This is a genomic window from Sphingomonas sp. LR60, from assembly GCF_036855935.1.
GTDB lineage: Bacteria > Pseudomonadota > Alphaproteobacteria > Sphingomonadales > Sphingomonadaceae > Sphingomonas.
In genome coordinates, this window is the sequence record NZ_JASPFK010000001.1 from 691,819 (window position 1) to 710,020 (window position 18,202).

17 protein-coding genes and 1 pseudogene are annotated in these 18,202 nt (G+C 68.0%); 6 read left to right on the forward strand and 12 right to left on the reverse strand.

Annotated features, from left to right (window positions below; all coding sequences use genetic code 11):
• Positions 1–8: 8 nt before the first annotated feature.
• Positions 9–2,051, forward strand: coding sequence for an NAD(+) synthase (locus QP166_RS03250; protein WP_333917246.1), 2,043 nt, complete (start codon positions 9–11; stop codon positions 2,049–2,051).
• A gap of 91 nt (positions 2,052–2,142) precedes the next feature.
• Positions 2,143–3,183, forward strand: a complete 1,041-nt coding sequence (locus QP166_RS03255) for a COX15/CtaA family protein (protein WP_333914605.1) — start codon at positions 2,143–2,145, stop codon at positions 3,181–3,183.
• Here the strand turns inward: QP166_RS03255 and QP166_RS03260 are convergent.
• Positions 3,164–3,379 (reverse strand): hypothetical protein, encoded by a 216-nt coding sequence (locus tag QP166_RS03260; RefSeq protein ID WP_333914606.1) that lies wholly within the window; start codon positions 3,377–3,379, stop codon positions 3,164–3,166. The two genes, QP166_RS03255 and QP166_RS03260, sit on opposite strands and share 20 nt — an antisense overlap.
• On the opposite strand from QP166_RS03260, the gene rplM reads away from it, so the two are divergent.
• Together rplM and rpsI are read left to right on the forward strand one after the other, a co-directional pair.
• The gene (gene rplM / locus QP166_RS03265; protein ID WP_333914607.1) at positions 3,354–3,833 is read left to right on the forward strand and encodes a 50S ribosomal protein L13; all 480 of its coding nucleotides are present in this window, start codon (positions 3,354–3,356) and stop codon (positions 3,831–3,833) included. The two genes, QP166_RS03260 and rplM, sit on opposite strands and share 26 nt — an antisense overlap.
• Positions 3,833–4,396, forward strand: a complete 564-nt coding sequence (gene rpsI / locus QP166_RS03270; RefSeq protein ID WP_333914608.1) for a 30S ribosomal protein S9 — start codon at positions 3,833–3,835, stop codon at positions 4,394–4,396. Before rplM ends, rpsI begins: the two co-directional genes overlap by 1 nt.
• 109 nt (positions 4,397–4,505) lie before the next feature.
• Here rpsI and nhaA read toward each other — a convergent pair.
• The 10 genes and pseudogenes from nhaA to QP166_RS03320 all read right to left on the reverse strand — a co-directional run bounded on the left by nhaA (position 4,506) and on the right by QP166_RS03320 (position 12,915).
• Positions 4,506–5,680 (reverse strand): annotated as a pseudogene (nhaA, locus tag QP166_RS03275) (Na+/H+ antiporter NhaA).
• A 90-nt stretch (positions 5,681–5,770) separates the two neighbouring features.
• Positions 5,771–6,094: a hypothetical protein gene (locus QP166_RS03280; protein ID WP_333914609.1), complete on the reverse strand. Its 324-nt coding sequence runs from the start codon at positions 6,092–6,094 to the stop codon at positions 5,771–5,773.
• On the reverse strand, positions 6,091–7,095 hold the full coding sequence (locus tag QP166_RS03285) for a chemotaxis protein CheB (RefSeq protein ID WP_333914610.1): 1,005 nt from the start codon (positions 7,093–7,095) through the stop codon (positions 6,091–6,093). The genes QP166_RS03280 and QP166_RS03285 overlap by 4 nt, the downstream gene beginning before the upstream one ends.
• 37 nt (positions 7,096–7,132) lie before the next feature.
• Positions 7,133–7,573: a chemotaxis protein CheW gene (locus QP166_RS03290; protein WP_333914611.1), complete on the reverse strand. Its 441-nt coding sequence runs from the start codon at positions 7,571–7,573 to the stop codon at positions 7,133–7,135.
• A 20-nt stretch (positions 7,574–7,593) separates the two neighbouring features.
• A complete protein-coding gene (locus QP166_RS03295) occupies positions 7,594–7,968 on the reverse strand; it encodes a response regulator (protein WP_333914612.1) in 375 nt (124 codons plus the stop codon).
• A gap of 34 nt (positions 7,969–8,002) precedes the next feature.
• Positions 8,003–8,563, reverse strand: coding sequence for a chemotaxis protein CheD (locus QP166_RS03300; protein ID WP_333914613.1), 561 nt, complete (start codon positions 8,561–8,563; stop codon positions 8,003–8,005).
• The gene (locus tag QP166_RS03305) at positions 8,560–9,585 is read right to left on the reverse strand and encodes a protein-glutamate methylesterase/protein-glutamine glutaminase (RefSeq protein ID WP_333914614.1); all 1,026 of its coding nucleotides are present in this window, start codon (positions 9,583–9,585) and stop codon (positions 8,560–8,562) included. Before QP166_RS03305 ends, QP166_RS03300 begins: the two co-directional genes overlap by 4 nt.
• A complete protein-coding gene (locus QP166_RS03310) occupies positions 9,582–10,433 on the reverse strand; it encodes a CheR family methyltransferase (protein WP_333914615.1) in 852 nt (283 codons plus the stop codon). Before QP166_RS03310 ends, QP166_RS03305 begins: the two co-directional genes overlap by 4 nt.
• Complete coding sequence (locus QP166_RS03315; protein ID WP_333914616.1) at positions 10,430–12,619, reverse strand: chemotaxis protein CheA; 2,190 nt, start codon at positions 12,617–12,619, stop codon at positions 10,430–10,432. Before QP166_RS03315 ends, QP166_RS03310 begins: the two co-directional genes overlap by 4 nt.
• A 32-nt stretch (positions 12,620–12,651) precedes the next feature.
• Positions 12,652–12,915: an STAS domain-containing protein gene (locus tag QP166_RS03320; RefSeq protein ID WP_333914617.1), complete on the reverse strand. Its 264-nt coding sequence runs from the start codon at positions 12,913–12,915 to the stop codon at positions 12,652–12,654.
• Positions 12,916–13,215: 300 nt separating this feature from the next.
• Here QP166_RS03320 and QP166_RS03325 point away from each other — a divergent pair, with 300 nt between their 5' ends.
• Positions 13,216–14,244: a DUF2332 domain-containing protein gene (locus QP166_RS03325; protein ID WP_333914618.1), complete on the forward strand. Its 1,029-nt coding sequence runs from the start codon at positions 13,216–13,218 to the stop codon at positions 14,242–14,244.
• 153 nt (positions 14,245–14,397) lie between these two features.
• Complete coding sequence (locus QP166_RS03330; protein ID WP_333914619.1) at positions 14,398–16,158, forward strand: methyl-accepting chemotaxis protein; 1,761 nt, start codon at positions 14,398–14,400, stop codon at positions 16,156–16,158.
• 139 nt (positions 16,159–16,297) lie between these two features.
• Here the strand turns inward: QP166_RS03330 and QP166_RS03335 are convergent, their stop codons facing one another.
• Positions 16,298–18,199, reverse strand: coding sequence for an alpha-L-fucosidase (locus QP166_RS03335; protein ID WP_333914620.1), 1,902 nt, complete (start codon positions 18,197–18,199; stop codon positions 16,298–16,300).
• Between the last annotated feature and the right edge of the window lie 3 nt (positions 18,200–18,202).

Sequence of the window (18,202 nt, forward strand, 5' to 3'; positions counted from 1 at the left end):
CCAACGGCATGAACCCAGCCTTCCGCTCGCTGCATCGCCACGGGATGGTGCGCGTCGCCGCCGCCACCCCGCTCGCCACCGTCGGGGACGTCGCGGCCAATGCCGAGGCCGCGATCGCGATCGCGCGCACCGCGGATGCCGCCGGGGTCGATCTGGTCGTCTATCCCGAGCTGAACCTGAGCAGTTACGCGATCGACGATCTGCACCTGCAATCGGCGTTACAGCGCGCGACACGCGAGGCGATTGCGGCGGTGACGGCGGCGAGTGCCGAGCTGCGCCCGGTGCTGCTGGTCGGAGCGGCGCTGGAGCGCAGCGGGCGGCTCTATAATTGTGCGCTCGCGATCGCACGCGGGCGCGTGCTGGGGGTGGTGCCCAAGACCTTCCTGCCCAACTACCGTGAATATTACGAGAAGCGCTGGTTCGCGAGCGGCGCGGGGCTGACCGGGCTGACGATCGCGATCGATGGCGAGGAGGTGCCGTTCGGGACCGACCTGATCTTCGCCGCCGAAGACCTGCCGAACTTCGTTTTTCATGCCGAGATCTGCGAGGATTATTGGGCGCCGACCCCGCCCTCGACGCACGGTGCGCTGGCCGGGGCGCTGATCTGCGCCAATCTCTCGGCGTCGAACGTCGTGATCGGCAAGTCGCGGGAGCGGATGATGCTGTCGGCGTCGCAATCGGCGCGGGCAATGTGCGCCTATGTCTATTCCGCCGCCGGTCCGGGCGAGAGCACGACCGATCTGGCGTGGGACGGGCAGGGCAGCGTGCATGAACTCGGCGAGCTGCTGGCGACCTCCGATCGCTTCGCGCATGAGCCGGGCCTGACGATCGCGGATGTCGATACCGAGCGGCTGGTGCAGGATCGATTGCGCAACGGCACGTTCAACGACGCTGCCGTCTTCGCCGGTCATCCTGAGACGCGCTTCCGTCGGATCGGCTTCCGGCACCAGTCCGAGTTCGCCGACGTCGGGCTGAAGCGCGAGATCCGCCGCTTTCCCTTCGTGCCCAACACGCCCGGCAAGCTCGACGAGGATTGCTACGAGGCGTTCAACATTCAGGTCGAGGGCATTGCCAAAAGGCTGGTCGCGGCGCGCGCGCAGCGGCTGGTGATCGGCGTGTCCGGCGGGCTCGACAGCACGCACGCCTTGATCGTCGCCGCCAAGGCGCTCGACCGGCTCGGGCGGCCGCGTACCGACATCCTCGGCATCACCATGCCCGGCTTCGCGACCAGCGCAGGGACGAAGGACAATGCGTGGAAGCTGATGCGCGCGCTCGGGATCACCGCCGAGGAGATCGATATCCGCCCGGCGGCGACCCGTATGCTGGAGGACATGGGGCATCCGTTCGGGCGCGGCGAGCCGGTCTATGACGTGACGTTCGAGAACGTGCAGGCAGGGCTGCGCACCGATTATCTGTTCCGCATTGCCAACCAGCGCGACGGGCTGGTGGTCGGAACCGGCGACCTTTCGGAGTTGGCGCTCGGCTGGTGCACGTACGGCGTCGGCGACCAGATGAGCCATTATGCGGTCAATGCCGGAGTGCCGAAGACGCTGATCCAGTTCCTGATCCGCTGGGCGATCGGCACCGACCAATATGATCGCGAGACCGATGCGGTGCTGGAGGCCATTCTCGGACAGGAAATCAGCCCCGAACTGGTTCCGGGCGAAGAGTTGCAGAGCACCGAAAGCAAGATCGGGCCGTATGCGCTCAACGACTTCTTCGCGCATTATCTGATCCGGCACGGACTCGCGCCGTCGAAGGTCGCGTTCCTTGCGTGGCATGCGTGGCACGATGCGTCGGCGGGGCGCTGGCCGCTCGGCTATCCCGAGAACAAACGCACCGCCTACGACCTCGCGACGATCACGCTTTGGCTCGAGCGGTTCCTGATCCGCTTCTTCCAGACGAGCCAGTTCAAGCGCTCGGCGATCCCGAACGGGCCGAAGGTTTCGGCAGGCGGTGCGCTGTCGCCGCGTGGCGACTGGCGCGCGCCTTCCGACGGCACCGCGGCAGCGTGGCTGGCGGAGCTGAAGGCAAACGGGCCGGGGATTTAAATGAATCCGTCATCCCGACGACGAACGGGGAGGTGATCCCCTCGATAGCTCGCAGGCTTCCCTTCCTTACAACCGGGTCGTAGAAGGCGCCATGCTACAGGCAAGTCCGGGTTTCTCGCTCTCAACGCGTCCGGCAGCGCTCGCGCGCTGGCTCTATTGGGTCGCCGCACTGATCGTCGCGATGGTGGTGGTCGGGGGGATCACCCGCCTGACCGAGTCAGGGCTGTCGATCACTCAGTGGAAGCCGATCAGCGGGGTGGTCCCGCCGCTCACACAGGCGCAATGGCAGGCCGAATTCGCCAATTACCAGCGGATACCGGAATATCAGCAGCTCAACCGCGGCATGACGCTGGATGGGTTCAAGGCGATCTTCTTCTGGGAATATCTGCACCGGCTGCTCGGGCGCGTGATCGGGCTGGCCTTCGCGCTGCCGCTGTTGTGGTTCGCGGTGAAGCGGCAGATCCCGCGCGGTTATGGCTGGCGGCTGAGCGCGTTGCTGGCGCTCGGCGGGTTGCAGGGGGCGATCGGCTGGTGGATGGTCGCGTCGGGTCTGTCGGTGCGCACCGACGTCAGCCATCTGCGGCTTGCGACCCATCTCGGCACCGCCTTGTTCATCCTCGGCGGGATCGTCTGGACCGCGCGCGACCTGAGCGCACTCGCCGCCAACCCGCTGGCGCGTCCCGCCAAGCTGCGCACCTGGCCGGCGCTGGTGATCGTGGCGCTGGCGGTGCAGATCACCCTCGGCGCGCTCACCGCCGGGCTCGACGCCGGTTATGCCTTCTCGAGCTGGCCTCTGATGGGTGACGCGTGGTTTCCCGCGAATGTGCCGATGCTGACCCCGGCGTGGAGCAATGCGATCGACAATCCCGTGGTGGTCCAGTTCCTGCACCGCTGGATCGCGTTCGTCGCGGCGGGGGCGTTGGTCTGGCTGGCGTATCAGGCGCGGAAGATGCGCGCCGATCGTGTCGCCGCAGCGGTGGCACTGCTGGTCGTGGTGCAGATCGCGCTCGGCATCGCGACCTTGCTGTCGGGGGTCGAGATCGTCGTTGCGGTGGCGCATCAGGCGAATGCCGCCCTGCTGCTGATCGCCACCGTCGTCGCGGCGCACGCGGTCAGCCGCCGCCGAGCGTAGAAGCGCTTGAAGCCTCCGCAGGTCGTTCAGGTATCATAATACCGGTCAGCAAACCCGCGGAAACCTTGACAGGATCGTCGTCGCGCGGCATTGCGCCGCCATCGACGCGTACACCCGGCGGGGTGGCGCGTTTTTCTCTTTCGACGCGAATATGAAGGTCACCAGGCACCATGAAGGCGCTGATGAAGACCACCAAGGCGGCCAAGCCGTACGAGGTGGAGAAGAAGTGGCACATCGTCGACGCCACCGACCTCGTGGTCGGTCGTGCGGCGGTGGTGATCGCCAACGTGCTGCGCGGCAAGCACAAGACCAGCTTCACCCCGCACGTCGATTGCGGTGACAATGTCATCGTCATCAACGCGGACAAGGTGCGGTTCACCGGCAACAAGCTGACCGACAAGGTCTATTACAAGCACACCGGCTATGCCGGCGGCATCAAGGGCATCACGCCCGCCAAGGTGCTGGAGGGCAAGTTCCCCGAGCGCGTGCTGGAGAAGGCCGTTGAGCGCATGATCCCGCGCGGTCCGCTGGGCCGTCAGCAGATGCGCAACCTGCGCATCTTCGCCGGATCGGAGCATCCGCACGAAGCGCAGAACCCGGAAGTCCTCGATATCGCGGCCATGAGCCGCAAGAACAAGGTGGGCGCATAATGTCCGACAACCGCCAGTCCCTTTCCGATCTGGGTGCGGCGCTCCAGCAGCAGCGCGAGACCACCGACGGCGAGCAGGTCGAGACGACCTCTTCCCCCTCGGCCGACGCGTATCTGGCCGGTGACGTGCAGGAGCCGGTGCAGCGCGCGCCGCTGCGCGCGCAGGAAATCGACAAGTACGGCCGCGCCTATGCGACCGGCCGTCGTAAGGACGCCGTCGCACGCGTCTGGCTGAAGCCGGGCTCGGGCAAGATCACGATCAACGGTCGCGATCAGGAAATCTATTTCGCGCGTCCGACGCTGCGCCTCGTCATCAACCAGGTGTTCGGGATCACCGAGCGCGAAGGTCAGTATGACGTGATCTGCACCGTCAAGGGCGGTGGCCTTTCGGGTCAGGCCGGCGCAGTGAAGCACGGCATCAGCCAGGCGATCACCCGCTACGAGCCGGCGCTGCGCGCACCGGTGAAGGCGGCAGGCTTCCTGACGCGCGATCCGCGCGTCGTCGAGCGTAAGAAGTACGGCCGCGCCAAGGCACGTCGTAGCTTCCAGTTCTCGAAGCGCTAAGGTCAAGCGGGCGGTTCCGGCTCGGCCGGCACCGCTCGACGACATGGCGTACCAGCGATGGTGCGAAGGAGCGGTCCGGCAACGGGCCGCCCTTTTGCTTTGGGTGCGGTCAGTCGTCTTCGCGCTCGGCCGCGCCACGCAGCACCAGGTACCCCGATAGGCCTGCCAGCAACGATCCCGCGAGCACGCCGAGCTTCGCCTCGGTCTGCAACAACGGGGCGGCCGGGAAGGCTAGCAACGTGATGAAGATGCTCATCGTGAAGCCGATCCCGCACAGCAGCGCGACGCCGAGCAACTGACGACGGCTGGCGTGCGCGGGCATATCGGCCCATCCCAGCCGGATCGTGAGCGATGCCGCGCCGAACACGCCCGCCAGCTTGCCGATGAGCAATCCGCTCGCGACGCCCAGGGTCACCGGTGCGGTGAATGCCTCGGAAGACAGGCCGAGCACCGGGACGTCGGCATTCGCTAGCCCGAAGATCGGCACCACGATGAACCCGACGGGCAGGTGCAGCGCGCGCTCGAGACGGTGGAGCGGACTGCTGCCCTTCGCCCCGTCGCGCGACGGCACACGGTCGATCGGGATCGTCAGCGCGAGCATCACGCCGGCCAGCGTGGCGTGAACCCCCGATCGCAGCAAGAAGACCCACAGGATCACGCCGACGAGCAGGTAGGGCGACAGCCGCCGCACACCGCCTCGGTTGAGCGCGACCAGCACGGCGACCGCACCGATCGCACCGGCCAGGTCGGGCAGCGAAACATGGGCGGTATAGAACAACGCGATGATCACGACCGCGCCGAGATCGTCGATGATCGCCAGGGCGGCGAGGAACACGCGCAATGCCGCCGGCACGCGATCACCGAGCAATGCGATGACGCCGAGCGCGAAGGCGATGTCGGTCGCCGCCGGGATCGCCCAGCCGCTGGCGGTCCCCCCGCGGTTGAAGGCGAGATAGAGCAGCGCGGGCGCGATCATTCCACCGGCCGCGGCTGCACCCGGAAGGATGCGGCGGCGCCAGGACGAAAGCTCGCCGTCGATCAACTCGCGCTTGATCTCCAGCCCGACCAGCAGGAAGAAGACGGTCATCACTCCGTCGTTGATCCAGTGGCCGAGCGAGAGCGGGCCGACCTGGCTGTGGAGCAGCGCGTCGTAAGCGGGGGCGAGGGTGAGTTGGCGAGGATCAGCGCCACCACCGCCGATGCCATCAGGACGATGCCGGAAGAGGACTGTGCATGGAGGAAGGCGCGGATCGTGCCAAGTCGCCCGGGGACGTGGTGCTGCATCGCCGAGGCTGTGAGGGATGCGCGATGCTGAGGCAAGGCAGTGAGCCACGATCGCACCGCCGGCACATACCGGCGACGGGTCAGGTGATGTTATGCTGCGTCGCTGGTTAGGAACGTCCGCAGCCGGTCGGCCATGTCCTGCAACGTCACCTGCGCGATGTCGCTGTCCGCACCCCGGGAGGTTCGCAGCAGGTCCGCGATCGCGAGCTGGATCTGCGTGATGTGGTCGATGCGCTGGAGGCTGGCCATGTGCCGGCGTAGCGTCGCGTCGTCGCTGCCCAGATCATAGGCGAGGTCGGCCAACATACTCGACGCGAGCACCAGCTCGGCGGCGAGCGCCTGCGCCAGCGGGCGCGGTACGCCAGCCGTCGGCACCTCCCCGTCCGGCATCGGCATTGCCGCCATCGCGGTCATTTCGAGCACATCTTCATGACACCGGCGACCAGCGCGTCGCTGGCGACCGGCTGCGACACCATACCGCGCGTCAGCGTATAGCCGCCGCCGCTTTCGGCCGGGGCGAAGGCATAGCCGCCCGCCGCGTTGAGCGCGCGCAAGCCACCCGCACCATCCTCGTTGGCGTCGAGCAGCAGCACGCCGACCGCATTCGCCGCCGCCGCCTTCGCCGCAGAGGCGAACAGCAGCGAGATCGACGGACGCTCACCCGCGACCGGATCCTTGGCGAGCAGGCGCAGCGTGCCGTTCGGCCAGCTGTCGATCACCAGATGGGCGTCGCCGTTCGGGGCGAGATAGATCGTGCCCTGTTCCGGCTTCATGCCGTCGGCCGCGACCACCACCTTGGCCGCACATTGCTCGGCGAGTTTCTCGACCATGCTCTCGACCAGCCCCGGGCCGAGATGCTGGACGACGACGGTCGGCGGGCAATTGGCGGGAAAGGCGGTGAACAGGTCGAAGATCGACTTGGTATTCGACGCATCGCCGCCGACCAGCAGCAGCCGACCGTTCCAGTCGATCGGGGGCGCCTTGCCGGTCTTCGGTGCGGCCTTGGGCTTCAGGTCGGCCTTCTTGGCAGCCTTCAGACGCTTGGCGAGCTTGGCGATGATCGCGTCCAGTTCGGCGGGCGCCGCGACGCGCGGCTTCGGGAAGCAATCGATCGCGCCGAGCCGCAGCGCCTCGATCGATTCCGCCGCGCCGTCCTGCGTCCGGGTCGAGAACATGATGACCGGCATCGGCTTCGTGTCCATGATCTCGGCCAGGTAATCGAGGCCGCTCATGCCCGGCATCTCGACGTCGAGCGTCATCACGTCAGGGCGGGTGCTCTCCACCAGCCCGCGCGCTTCCGCCGCGCCATCGGCCATGCCGACCACTTCGACACCCGGGATCCGCTCGAGCGCACCCGAGATCAGCGCGCGCATGGTCAACGAGTCGTCGACCACCAATACTTTCGTTCCAGCCATGACCCAGTCCTAAATTACGCGCGTTAACTATGTGTTGTCAGGCGGCATCCGCCATCGCGGCGCGCTCCACCAGCCGCTCCAGCGCGAGCACCAGGATCAGCCGCTGATCGATGGTCGCGAGGCCGTCGAGGAATTGTTGGGCGGCGGTGTCGCCCATGTCGGGGAGCGGTTGCATGTCTTCGCTCTGCACCGTCACGATGTCGTTGACCGCATCGACGATAATGCCCTGCAATTGCTCGCCGATCCGCACGACGATGATGACGTGCCGCGCGGTCGGATCGGTCATGCCCCAGCCGAGCCGGTGACGCAGATCGAGCACCGGAAGCACCACGCCGCGCAAGTTTACCACGCCGCGAACGTGGCTGGGCACGTTCGGGAGCGGCGTGGCGGGCGACCAGGCGCGGATTTCGCGGATCGCCATGATGTCGACGCCCAGATACTGATCGCCGAGCTGGAAGGTGATGAGCTGACGGGACATGGGGTTCGTTCCTTGTGACATCAGTGCAGCACGCGCCGGATCGCGGCGGCGAGCTTTTCGGGGTGGAAGGGCTTGACGATCCAGCCGGTCGCGCCGGCCTGACGCGCACGCTGCTTCTTCTCGTCGGAGCTTTCCGTCGTCAGCACCAGGATCGGCAGCGTGCGGCGGCCGTCGGCGCGAACGTTCTCGATCAGCCCGAACCCGTCCATGCGCGGCATGTTGATGTCGGTGATGAGCAGATCGGGCTCGTCCTCCTCGTCGAAATTGGCGAGCGTTTCGAGCGCATGGACGCCGTCCTCGGCCTCGACGACGTGATAGCCGAGGTCAGTCAGCGCGGCGCGCAACAGCATTCTCATGCTGGGCGAGTCATCCACGGTCATGATCGTCTTGGTCACGGGTAACGGCTCCTGGGCAGAATGCGGGGCGTAATCAGAAGAACTCGACGTCGCCGAGCGACGCGGGCGGCGGCGGCGGCGGGACGGGGCGCGGCCGGATCACCGGCGCCGCGATCGCCTGTTCGGTCACGACGCGGCACCGGGCGAGGCCCACCGCGGGGCGGAACTCGACGCGCCGCGCGCCATTGCCGCCGACATCCTCGCCGACCAACGGGATGCGCTCGTCACGCAAGAACCGCCGCGCGAAAGCGATGTTGTCGCCGCCGATGTCGCGAAAGCCGGTGCGCATCGTCGCGCCGCCGAAGATCCGCGCCTTGAGCCGCGACCGTGCCCCGCCCATCGCCAGCATGGCGTTGATGAGCACTTCCATCGCATAGACGCCGTAGCGCTGCATCGAGGCGGGATCGGAGGCATGACCCTCCGCTAACAGGTAGTGGTTAATACCTCCTACCTTGGCGACCGGATCGTAAAAACAGGCGGCGATGCAACTGCCGAGCACGGTGGTGAGCACCACGTCAGTCTCGTCGCTGACGCGCGTCTCCCCTTGCGCCACGGTGATCCGGCGCAGCCCGTCACGGAGCGCGATCACCGTCATGCACGACACTCCTGGAGCAGGCGAGCGGCGATCCGCCGCAGCGGCATCTGCTGCACGACCGCGCCGATGCGATGCGCAACCGCGGGCATCCCGTAGACGACGCTGGACGATTCATCCTGCCCGATCGTCAAGGCACCGGCCTGACGCATCGCGAGCATCCCCTCGGCACCGTCCGCGCCCATACCGGTCAGGATCGCGCCGACGGCATCGCCACCGGCGATCCGCGCGACCGAGTGGAACAGCACGTCGACCGACGGCTGGTGTCCGCTCGCCTTCGGGCCGGCCAGCAAGCGGCAGTAGCGCCGCGTTGCAGGCCCGGCGATCTCGAGATGCTGATCGCCACCCGGCGCCAGATAGACCTTGCCGGGGCGCAGCACCGCGCCCGCGCGGGCTTCCTCGACGCTCGGCTTGCACAGGCGATCGAGCCGCGCGGCGAAGCTGGCGGTGAAGCTGGGCGGCATGTGCTGGACGATCACGGTCGGCGGGCAGTTGGCCGGGAAGCCGGAGAGCAGCTCGATCAGCGCCTCGACCCCGCCGGTCGACGCACCGACCGCGATCATCGACTGATCGCGCGGGACGTAATCGGCCTGAGGCGCGGGCTCGGCGATGCGCGGCGCCGCCGCGGCGCTCCGGCCGCGCGACCCGGAGGCGGCGCGGACCAGGGCGGGCAGGCGGATCGCCTCTTCGGGACGGCGCAGCGCCAGCTTGTCGAAACATTCGAAGGCGCCGAGTTCGAGCGCGGCGATGCTGGCGTCCGCGCCCTCGGAGGTCAGCGTCGAGAGCATGACGACCGGCGTGGGACGCAGCCGCATCAGCCGTTCGAGGAAGTCGAGGCCGTTCATGCCCGGCATCTCGATGTCGAGCGTCACGACATCGGGATCGAGTTCCTTGATCCGCGCGCGCGCTTCCTCGGCGCTCGATGCGGTGCCGACGACCTGGATATGCGGATCGTTGGCGAGCGTGCGCTGGATCAGCGCCTGCATCGTCAGCGAGTCGTCGACGACGAGGGTGCGAACGCTCATGCGCGCACCTTCAGATAGGCGGTGCGGCCGACGCACTCGAACCGCGAGGCAATTTCGGGCGCGAGGCGCTCCGAATGGCCGATGTAGAGCATCCCCCCGGTCTCCAGATGGTCGGCCAGCCGTGACTGCAGCTTGGCCTTCGTTGGTTCGTCGAAATAGATCATGACGTTGCGACAGCAGATCGCGTCGAACCGCCCCTTCATCGGCCATGGGCCGAGCAGGTTGAGCGGGCGAAACGAGATCGCCTCGCGTAGCGCCGGGTCGACCGTCAGCCGGTCGCTGACCCAGGTCGCGCGCATCTTGGGCGGCACGGTGCGCAGCGTGTCGGCGGAATAGCGGCCGGCGCGCGCCGTCTCCAGCACGCTGGGCGACACGTCGGTGGCGAGCATCCGCAGATCGCCCTTGAGCAACCGCTGCGCCGCCGACCGATCATGGCCGAGCGCTGCCATCAGCCACGTATAGGGTTCCTCGCCGCTGGAGCAGGCCGCCGACCACAGCCGCACGCGCCCGCCATTGACCAGGCGTTGCGCGAGCGTCGGCCACATCCGCTCGACGAAATCGTCGAAATGATGCGCCTCGCGGAAGAAGCTGGTGTGGTTGGTGGTCAGCGCATCCAGCATCCGGTTGCGCTCTTCCTCGTCGTCCTCGATCACCTTCAGATAGGCCGAGACGCTGGTCAGTCCGCACGCGCGCACGCGCGGGGCGACGCGACCGTAGACGAGCTGCGACTTGCCTTCCGGCAGCAGGATGCCGAGCGTGTCGTAGACGATCCGGGCGATCCGCTGGTGATCGGCGGGCGCGAAGTCGAACTCGCGCTTCGCCGAGGAGATGGCGAGCGCGGCGGTCACGCGGCGTGCGCCAGCTGCCCGCGCCGCGCACGCTGCGAGGTGAGCGCGTCGACGTCGATGATCAGCGCGACGCGCCCGTCGCCGAGGATCGTCGCCCCCGCCAGCCCGTCGATCGCCTGGTAATTGGCCTCGAGGCTCTTCACGACCACCTGTCGCTGATCCTGGATCGAATCGACCAGCAGCGCGGCCTGACCCTGATCGCCTTCGACGACGATCAGCACCGCCTTCTCGGGATCGCGCTCGCCGCTGCCGATGCCGAGCTGTTCGGCGACCGGATAGATCGGCACATAGGAGCCGCGCACGTCGAGTACTGCTCCGTTGATGCCGATCGCGGTGACCGACCGGTCCGAGGGCCGCAGGCTTTCGACGATGTGGCTGAGCGGGATCACGAACGTCTGATCGCCGACCGTGACGATCATGCCGTCAACCACCGCCAGCGTGAGCGGCAGGCTGAGCGAGAAGCTCGACCCGGACCCGAAGCGCGAATGGATGCCGATCCGCCCGCCGAGCGCCTGAACGTTCTTGCGCACAACGTCCATGCCGACGCCGCGCCCCGAGATGTTCGAGACGGTCGCCGCGGTCGAGAAGCCGGGCGCGAAGATGAGATTGTCGACTTCCTCGTCGCTCAGCACCGCGTCGGGCAGGATGATCCCGCGCTCGACCGCCTTGGCGCGGACGCGCGTGCGGTCGATCCCGCGTCCGTCGTCTGCGACGGTGATGACGATCCGTCCCGAATGATGCGCGGCCGAGAGCGTGACGACACCGGTTTCGGGCTTGCCTGCCTTGATGCGCTCTTCGGTGGTTTCCAGCCCGTGATCGACCGCGTTGCGGATCAGATGCGTCAGCGGCTCGCCGATCCGCTCGACGACGGTCTTGTCGACCTCGGTCATCTCGCCTTCGATGTCGAGCCGGACGCGCTTGCCGGTTTCGCCCTCGAGTTCGCGGATGATGCGCGGCACGCGGCTGAAGACGGTCTTCATCGGCTGTGCGCGGATCGCCATCGTCGATTCCTGAAGCTCGCGCGTCAGGTGATCGAGGTCGGTCAGCTCGGAGATGCCGGCCATGTCGTTCTCGCTCAGCCGTTGCGCGAGCATCGCCTGGGTGATGACGAGTTCGCCGACGAGGTTGACGAGTCGATCGAGCTTGTCGAGGTCGACGCGGATCGTCTGGGCGACCGGGGTCGGCGGTGCGGCGGGGGCGGCGGCCACGGGACGCGGTGCGGGAGCGGCGGCCGGTGCCACGGCAACGGGCGTCGGGGCCGGGGTCGGCGTCGGTGCCGGGGCAGCCGCGATCGGCGCGGGGGCAGGGGCAGGGGCGACCGGCGGAGCCGCCACCGGCTCCGGTGCCGCAGCGACCACGACCGTCGGCGGCGCGGCCGGCGGGAGGCTGGCGACCTTCTCCAGCGTCAGCGCGCAGCCGTCGGTGAATTCGAAGACGCCGCGGATGTCGTCTTCGGCGACCGCCGCAGGCACCGCGATCCGCCATGCCAGATATGAGAGTTCGGGATCGAGCGTCGCGAGCGGGGGCAGCGTGTCGGCGTCGCACGACAGCACCTGCGCGCCCATCCGCAGCAATTCGCGGAGCAGCAGCAGCGGCTCGCCGCCATTGTCGAGTCCGTTGGCGGGCGGGCGGAAGGTCAGCAGCCAGCCGGGGGTTGCTTCTTCGTCATTGTCCTCTGCGGGCGGTGCCGCAGCCGGACCGCCGACATCGTCGAGCATCGCCATCAGGTCGTCGAAATCGTCACCGATGCCGATCGGCGCGGTATCGGTGACCGCCTCGATGGTTACCGGCTCGGGCGCGGGTGCCGCTTCGCCGCTCGCCGCCGCGATCAGCCGCGCCAGCATCGCCGCGTCGTCGGGCGCGTCGCCACCGTCGCGCGCCGCGGCGACATGATCGGCGAGCATGTCGAAGGCGGCGACGATCAGGTCGACCAGCGCCGGGGTGAGTGCCAGCGACTCGCTGCGCAACAGGTCGAGCAGCGTCTCGTACTGATGGGTATAGGCCTGAAGCCGCTCGTGCCCGAACGCGCCCGCCCCGCCCTTGATCGAGTGGACCGCGCGGAAGATGCCGTTGATCGTCTCGCCGTCATATTGCTGGTCGCGAAGCGCGGCGAAGGCGCTTTCCATGCCGGCCAGGCCTTCTTCGCATTCCTGGAAGAAGATCTGCTGGATTGCATCGAGGTCCAAGGTCGGGCTCCTGCGCGAAAAGGGTCTTGAGGTCAGGCGGCGGCGAGGACGTCGAGCGCGGCAAGCTCGCCGGCCTCGATCATCGCGACGCTGGGGAAGGCGACCTGCCACGGCAGGCCGCGCGCCACGGCGGCGGCGCGCGCCGCGGCCAGCACCTGAAGGCACGCCTGCCCGATCTGGTCGACGGCGCCGGCATCGATCGCGATCGGCTCCGCGGCCTCGACCAGCTTTTGCAGCGACTGGCGCAGCGGCGCCGCCGCGGCGGTATCCAATCGGGAGCTGAGGACGATCGACATCGCGGACTTTCCTGTCAGATGACGCAGGGACGGCGCGGGCCGAAGCGATGTGCGATCACGATGGTCCCTTCCGTCCCCAGAGATGGTCGATTTCCCGCGCTTGATCCGCCGACGGGGAACCGGTCTGCGGTCGATCTGCCCGATCTCTCCTAAGATGACGTTAAATGCGCCGAGGCGCGGCGAAGTAGCCGCCAAGAGTACGGCGGTTAATACGATCACAACCAATGACTTGCATGGCTGATCGCAGAACGGCGACGGCGCCGGCGGGGGTGCGTTTTGTTGCAGTCGGTAAGGACGGTGATGCCGGAGGATCGATCGGGCGAGTTGCTGCGCCAGTCGGCGGTGATGCGCGCGATCGGCTCGCCGTTCGTCGCCGACGTGCTGGCCGCCGCCGCGCGGCAATTGACGCACGCGCCGCTGACCTGCGCGATGCTCGCGGACTGGCCGGGTGACCCGGCGGCGGCGGCGGTGGCGATGAGGCTGAACGCGGCGTTGCACGCGCTGGCGCGCCGCAACACGCCGCCGGTGCTCGGCGCCTTGTATCGCGGCGCGCATGACGATTTCGACGGTGCGGTGCGCGCGGCGTTGCGGGCGCACGATGCCTTCATCGCGCGCTGGCTGCGCGACATGCCGCAGACCAACGAGGTCGGCCGCGCGGCCGCGATCCTGGGTGCGTTGATGGAAGTGGTCGGTCGGGTGGCGTTGCCGGTCGAGTTGATCGAACTGGGGGCGAGCGCCGGGCTCAACCTCAACCTCGCTCGCTATCGCTACGATCTGGGCGGAGTCTCGGCGGGGGCGGCCGAGTCGGCGGTGCGGATCGCGCCCGAGTGGCGCGGCGCGGCGGCACCGGACCGGACCGTCGACGTCGTGGCGGCGGAGGGGGTCGATCTCGATCCGCTCGACCCGCACGACCCCGCGACGTGCGAGCGGTTGATGGCCTATGTCTTCGCCGACCAGCCGGCGCGCGCGGCGCGGCTCGCGGCGGCGCTGGTGGTGGCGCGGCAGCATCCGCCGCGGATCGCGCATGCCAATGCGACGACGTGGCTGGCGGAGCGGCTGGCGACGCCGCAGCCTGCCGGGCGGTGGCGCGTGGTCTTCCATTCGATGATGGCGCAATATGTCGACGCGGCGGCGCGTGCGTCGCTGGACCGCTGCATCGCCGCTGCGGGCGCGCGCGCGGATGCCGAGCGGCCGCTGGCGCGGATCGCGTTCGAATGGGACAGGACGCGCAGTGAAGTGGAGCTGCGGCTCAGCTGCTGGCCTGGCGGCGACACACGCGTGCTGGCGACGTGCCATCCCTATGGCGCGTGGATCGACTGGATCGGGTAAAAATCCCGCCTTTATCCATGTTTAACTAACCGACGCTAGACGCAGAGCGTACATACGAGCCCCTGCGGCAGAAAGAACAGAGATGTTCAAGACTCTGAGCATACCGAGGAAGCTGGGTTTTCCTTCCTCGTCATCAATGCCTCGGCGGCGATCATGATGGTCGTGTTCTTCGCCAATATCTGGATGATCCGCGCGGCGACCGCGAGCAACAACCACAGCCAGGAAGTCTATGCCAAGGCGTTGACGCTGGAGACGTCGATCCTGCGCGAGAACAGCCAGTTGCGCGGGTATCTGGTCACAGCCGATCCGACGTATCTGAAGTCGTACAACGAAGCGCGCGCGGAATATGACCAGGCGACGGTCGCCCTCGAACAGATGTTGACCGACCCGGCGCAGCGCGCGCTGGTGCTCACGTCGCGCGAACAGACCGCCAAGTGGCGGCGCGACTGGAGCAACCGGCTGGTCGCGATGGTGAAGGCCGGACAGCGCGAGGTCGCCGAACAGGCGGTGCGCGATGCCGGCAAGAAGGTGCTGACCAGCGCGATCGTGCTGCCGTTGCGCGACCTGCGCGATCAGGAAACCGCCGCGATCGACGAGAATGCCGCCGAGCAGGCGCAGGTGCTGACCACCGCGACGATCGCGCTGGTGCTGGGCGGCATCGCGCTGATCGGGATCGCGGTGCTGTTGCAGACCGCATTGAGCCGAAGCATCGCGCGGCCGGTGAGCGCGCTGACGCGGCGCATGGCCGACCTGGCCGCGGGCAAGAGCGCGATCGACGTGCCGGACACCGCGCGTGCGGACGAACTGGGCGACATGGCGCGCGCGGTGCTGGTGTTCCGCGACGCCGCGCAGGCCAAGCTGACCGCCGATCAAGAGCGCGAACTGGCGATGCGCGCGATCGGCGACGGGCTGCACCGTCTGTCCGAAGCCGACCTGACGGTGCGGCTGGCGGCGCTGCCGGGGTCCTATGCCGTGCTGTCGAAGGACTTCAACGGTGCGGTCGGCAAGCTTTCGGACCTGACGTGCAACGTGCGGCGCAGCGTCGAGACGATCAAGCAGAATGCCGAGGAGATCAGCCAGTCCGCGCGCGACCTGTCGTCACGCAGCGAGCAGCAGGCGGCATCGTTGCGCGAAACCGCCGCGGCGATGGACGAGATCACCGGCACCGTCCGCGAAGGCGCGACCAACGCCGCCGATGCCAACAAGGCGATGGCCGAGGCGCGCAACGCCGCACAGCAGGGCGGCGAGGTCGTTCGCAAGTCGGTCGCGGCGATGAACGGGATCGATCAGGCGAGCCGTGAAATTGCCGATATCATCAGCGTGATCGACGGCATCGCGTTCCAGACCAATCTGCTCGCGCTCAATGCCGGCGTCGAGGCGGCGCGGGCCGGGGAGGCGGGCAAGGGCTTCGCTGTCGTCGCCAGCGAGGTGCGCGCGCTGGCGCAGCGTTCCGCCGATGCCGCGGCCGACGTGAAGACGCGGATCATGTCGGCGATCCACCACGTCAAGTCGGGGGTCGAGCTGGTCGACGAAACCGGACAGGCGCTGGAACGGATCATCGACCGTGTCGGCAGTGTCAGCGACGTCATGGCGACGATCGCGCGCGCGTCGGATCATCAGGCCGAAAGCCTGGGACAGGTCAATATTGCGATCAGCGAGATGGACGGGGTGACGCAGCAAAATGCCGCGATGGTCGAGGAATCGACCGCCGCCGCGAACCTGCTGGCGCGCGAATCCGAGCAACTCGCGGGGGCGGTGGCGATCTTTACCGTCGACGACGCACCGGTGCGCTCGGCGCCGGTCGCGGTGAGCGCGCCGCGCGCGCGCCACATCACCGCGCCGACCCGTCCGCTGCCGCGCACGATCGGCAATACCGCGCTGAAGGCGAGCGAGGACGACTGGTCGGCGTTTTGATTTTTTACGCCGTCTCGGGTTTGTTGCGCTCGGGGCCGTCATTGCGAGCGTAGCGATTGCTTCGTTGCGCTCGCAATGACGGGAGGGGACGTTCCGGACCGAACAAGCGGAACCCCGGCTAAGGGCCGGCGCGCGGTGGTCAGCCCGTGAACGCTCCGATTTCGGCGACCGTCAGGTTGCCCGCCGGGATCGCCGGTGCCTCGAAGCGTAGCCGCAGGTAGCGGGCCTGCCGGACTGCGAACGGCACGCGCTGGGTGGCGAGCGCGTAGGCGATGTTGGCGAACTCGCCGGTCGCCGCGGGCACCCAGTTCTTGCCGTCGGCGCTCGTCTCCACATCATAGCCGCGCGGCGGCGCAGTATCCTTGGCGATGGTGCGCGATGGAGTGAGGCTGAAGCCGGCGAGTGGCAGGACGCGGCCGAGGTCGATCGTCACGCTCGCGGGATTGGCCGCCGTCGGTGACGGCACCGTCCAGCGCGTCTGCGCGTCGCCGTCGATCAGTTTCTCCGCGCCGGGTCCGCTGGCGGTGACGATCGACCAACCCTGCCGCGGGATGATCGTCGGATCGGATACCTTGGGTGGCGCGACGGGGACGGGCTGGACCTGGCGGAACAGCGAAATCTCGCTGATCGCGGGGCAGGCGGGGGCATCGAGTATGCGCAGCCGCAGCCGGCGCGCCGAGGACGGTTGCGGCAGGCGCACGATCCGCTGCGCGCTGATGCACTCATGCTCGGCAACCGTCCGCCATTGCCCGGCTTCCTCAAGGTCTATCGCGAACTTCGTCACGCGGACGCCGAGCGGGAGGTATTCGCGCAGCCGGATCACGTCGAACGTCCGGCCGGGTGGCAGGTCGAGCGTCAGCGTCGGCGTTGTGTCGCCATCGGGCGTCGACCAATAGGTGTCGCGGCGCCCGTCGAGCACCCGCGACGCGGCGAAGGCGCGGCCGCGCTCGGCACTGGCATGTGCGACCGCGCCCTGGGCCAGATTGCGGGCATAGGTCTGCGCCTGCGCGTCGCCGAAGCTCTTGAGCACCGCGGCGTCGTGATCGGCGACACGGCCGCGGCGATCGGGCGGGATGTTGAGGTGCATGTTGGTGCCGCGTCCGACCGATTCGTCGAAATAGCGCAGCAGGCGGGCGGGGCTCTTTACCTTGGCGTCCTCGTCGGCGTGGTAGAACCAGCCGGGACGGATCGAAGTGTTGGTCTCCGCCGGCCACCACACAGGCGCGCCGCGCACGCCGGAATTGCCCTCCGACTGGACGTAGGGATGCGCGGGCATCGTCGGCCAGCACGGGTCGCCGGCAATACCGTCTTCGTTGCCGACCCAGCGAATGTCCGCGCCATACGGGTCGAAGGTGCAGGCCATCGGCTGATGCTGGTGCACCAGCGCGATGATCGACGGCCAGTTATAGTATTTCGGCGCATCGATCTTCCGCGTCTCGCGGGCGCCGCCGTAATAACCGTCGCCGCCGTTCGCGCCATCGAACCAGAATTCGAACAGCTCGCCATAGCGCGTGCAGAGTTGGACGACCTGCTTGCGATAGTAATCGATATACGCGGGACGCCCATATTCGGCGTGGTTGCGGTCCCAGGGTGACAGATACAGGCCGAAGGCGAGCCCGGCGCGGCGCGTCGCCTTTTCCATCTCGCCGACGATATCACCCTTGCCGCCTTTATACGGGCTGTTGCGGATGCAATGCTCGGTCAGCAGCGTCGGCCACAGGCAGAAGCCGTCGTGGTGCTTGGCGGTGAGAATGATGCCGCGCATCCCGCCCGCCTTGGCCGCGGCGACGATCTGGTCGGCGTCGAAGTCGGTCGGGTTGAAGAGCTTCGGGCTCTCGTCGCCGTATCCCCATTCGCGATCGGTGAAGGTGTTGATCGAGAAATGGATGAACGCGTATTGCTCGCGCATGTGCCACGCGGCCTGCCGCTTGGAGGGCGTCGCGCCCCATGGCTTCGGCGCGCCGGTGCCCTGTGCGAAGGCGGGGAGCGCGGTGGTCGCGGCTCCGGCGGCGATCAGCGCGCGGCGGGTGAGGTCGGTCATCGG

Coding starts and splice junctions, on each gene's coding strand:
- QP166_RS03330 (WP_333914619.1), top strand. CDS start 14,398: ATGATGGTCGTGTTCTTCGCCAATATCTGGATGATCCGCGCGGCGACC.
- QP166_RS03305 (WP_333914614.1), bottom strand. CDS start 9,585: ATGAGCGTTCGCACCCTCGTCGTCGACGACTCGCTGACGATGCAGGCG.
- QP166_RS03325 (WP_333914618.1), top strand. CDS start 13,216: ATGCCGGAGGATCGATCGGGCGAGTTGCTGCGCCAGTCGGCGGTGATG.
- QP166_RS03300 (WP_333914613.1), bottom strand. CDS start 8,563: ATGACGGTGATCGCGCTCCGTGACGGGCTGCGCCGGATCACCGTGGCG.
- QP166_RS03285 (WP_333914610.1), bottom strand. CDS start 7,095: ATGGCTGGAACGAAAGTATTGGTGGTCGACGACTCGTTGACCATGCGC.
- QP166_RS03290 (WP_333914611.1), bottom strand. CDS start 7,573: ATGTCCCGTCAGCTCATCACCTTCCAGCTCGGCGATCAGTATCTGGGC.
- QP166_RS03250 (WP_333917246.1), top strand. CDS start 9: ATGAACCCAGCCTTCCGCTCGCTGCATCGCCACGGGATGGTGCGCGTC.
- QP166_RS03255 (WP_333914605.1), top strand. CDS start 2,143: ATGCTACAGGCAAGTCCGGGTTTCTCGCTCTCAACGCGTCCGGCAGCG.
- QP166_RS03320 (WP_333914617.1), bottom strand. CDS start 12,915: ATGTCGATCGTCCTCAGCTCCCGATTGGATACCGCCGCGGCGGCGCCG.
- QP166_RS03280 (WP_333914609.1), bottom strand. CDS start 6,094: ATGACCGCGATGGCGGCAATGCCGATGCCGGACGGGGAGGTGCCGACG.
- rplM (WP_333914607.1), top strand. CDS start 3,354: ATGAAGGCGCTGATGAAGACCACCAAGGCGGCCAAGCCGTACGAGGTG.
- QP166_RS03335 (WP_333914620.1), bottom strand. CDS start 18,199: ATGACCGACCTCACCCGCCGCGCGCTGATCGCCGCCGGAGCCGCGACC.
- rpsI (WP_333914608.1), top strand. CDS start 3,833: ATGTCCGACAACCGCCAGTCCCTTTCCGATCTGGGTGCGGCGCTCCAG.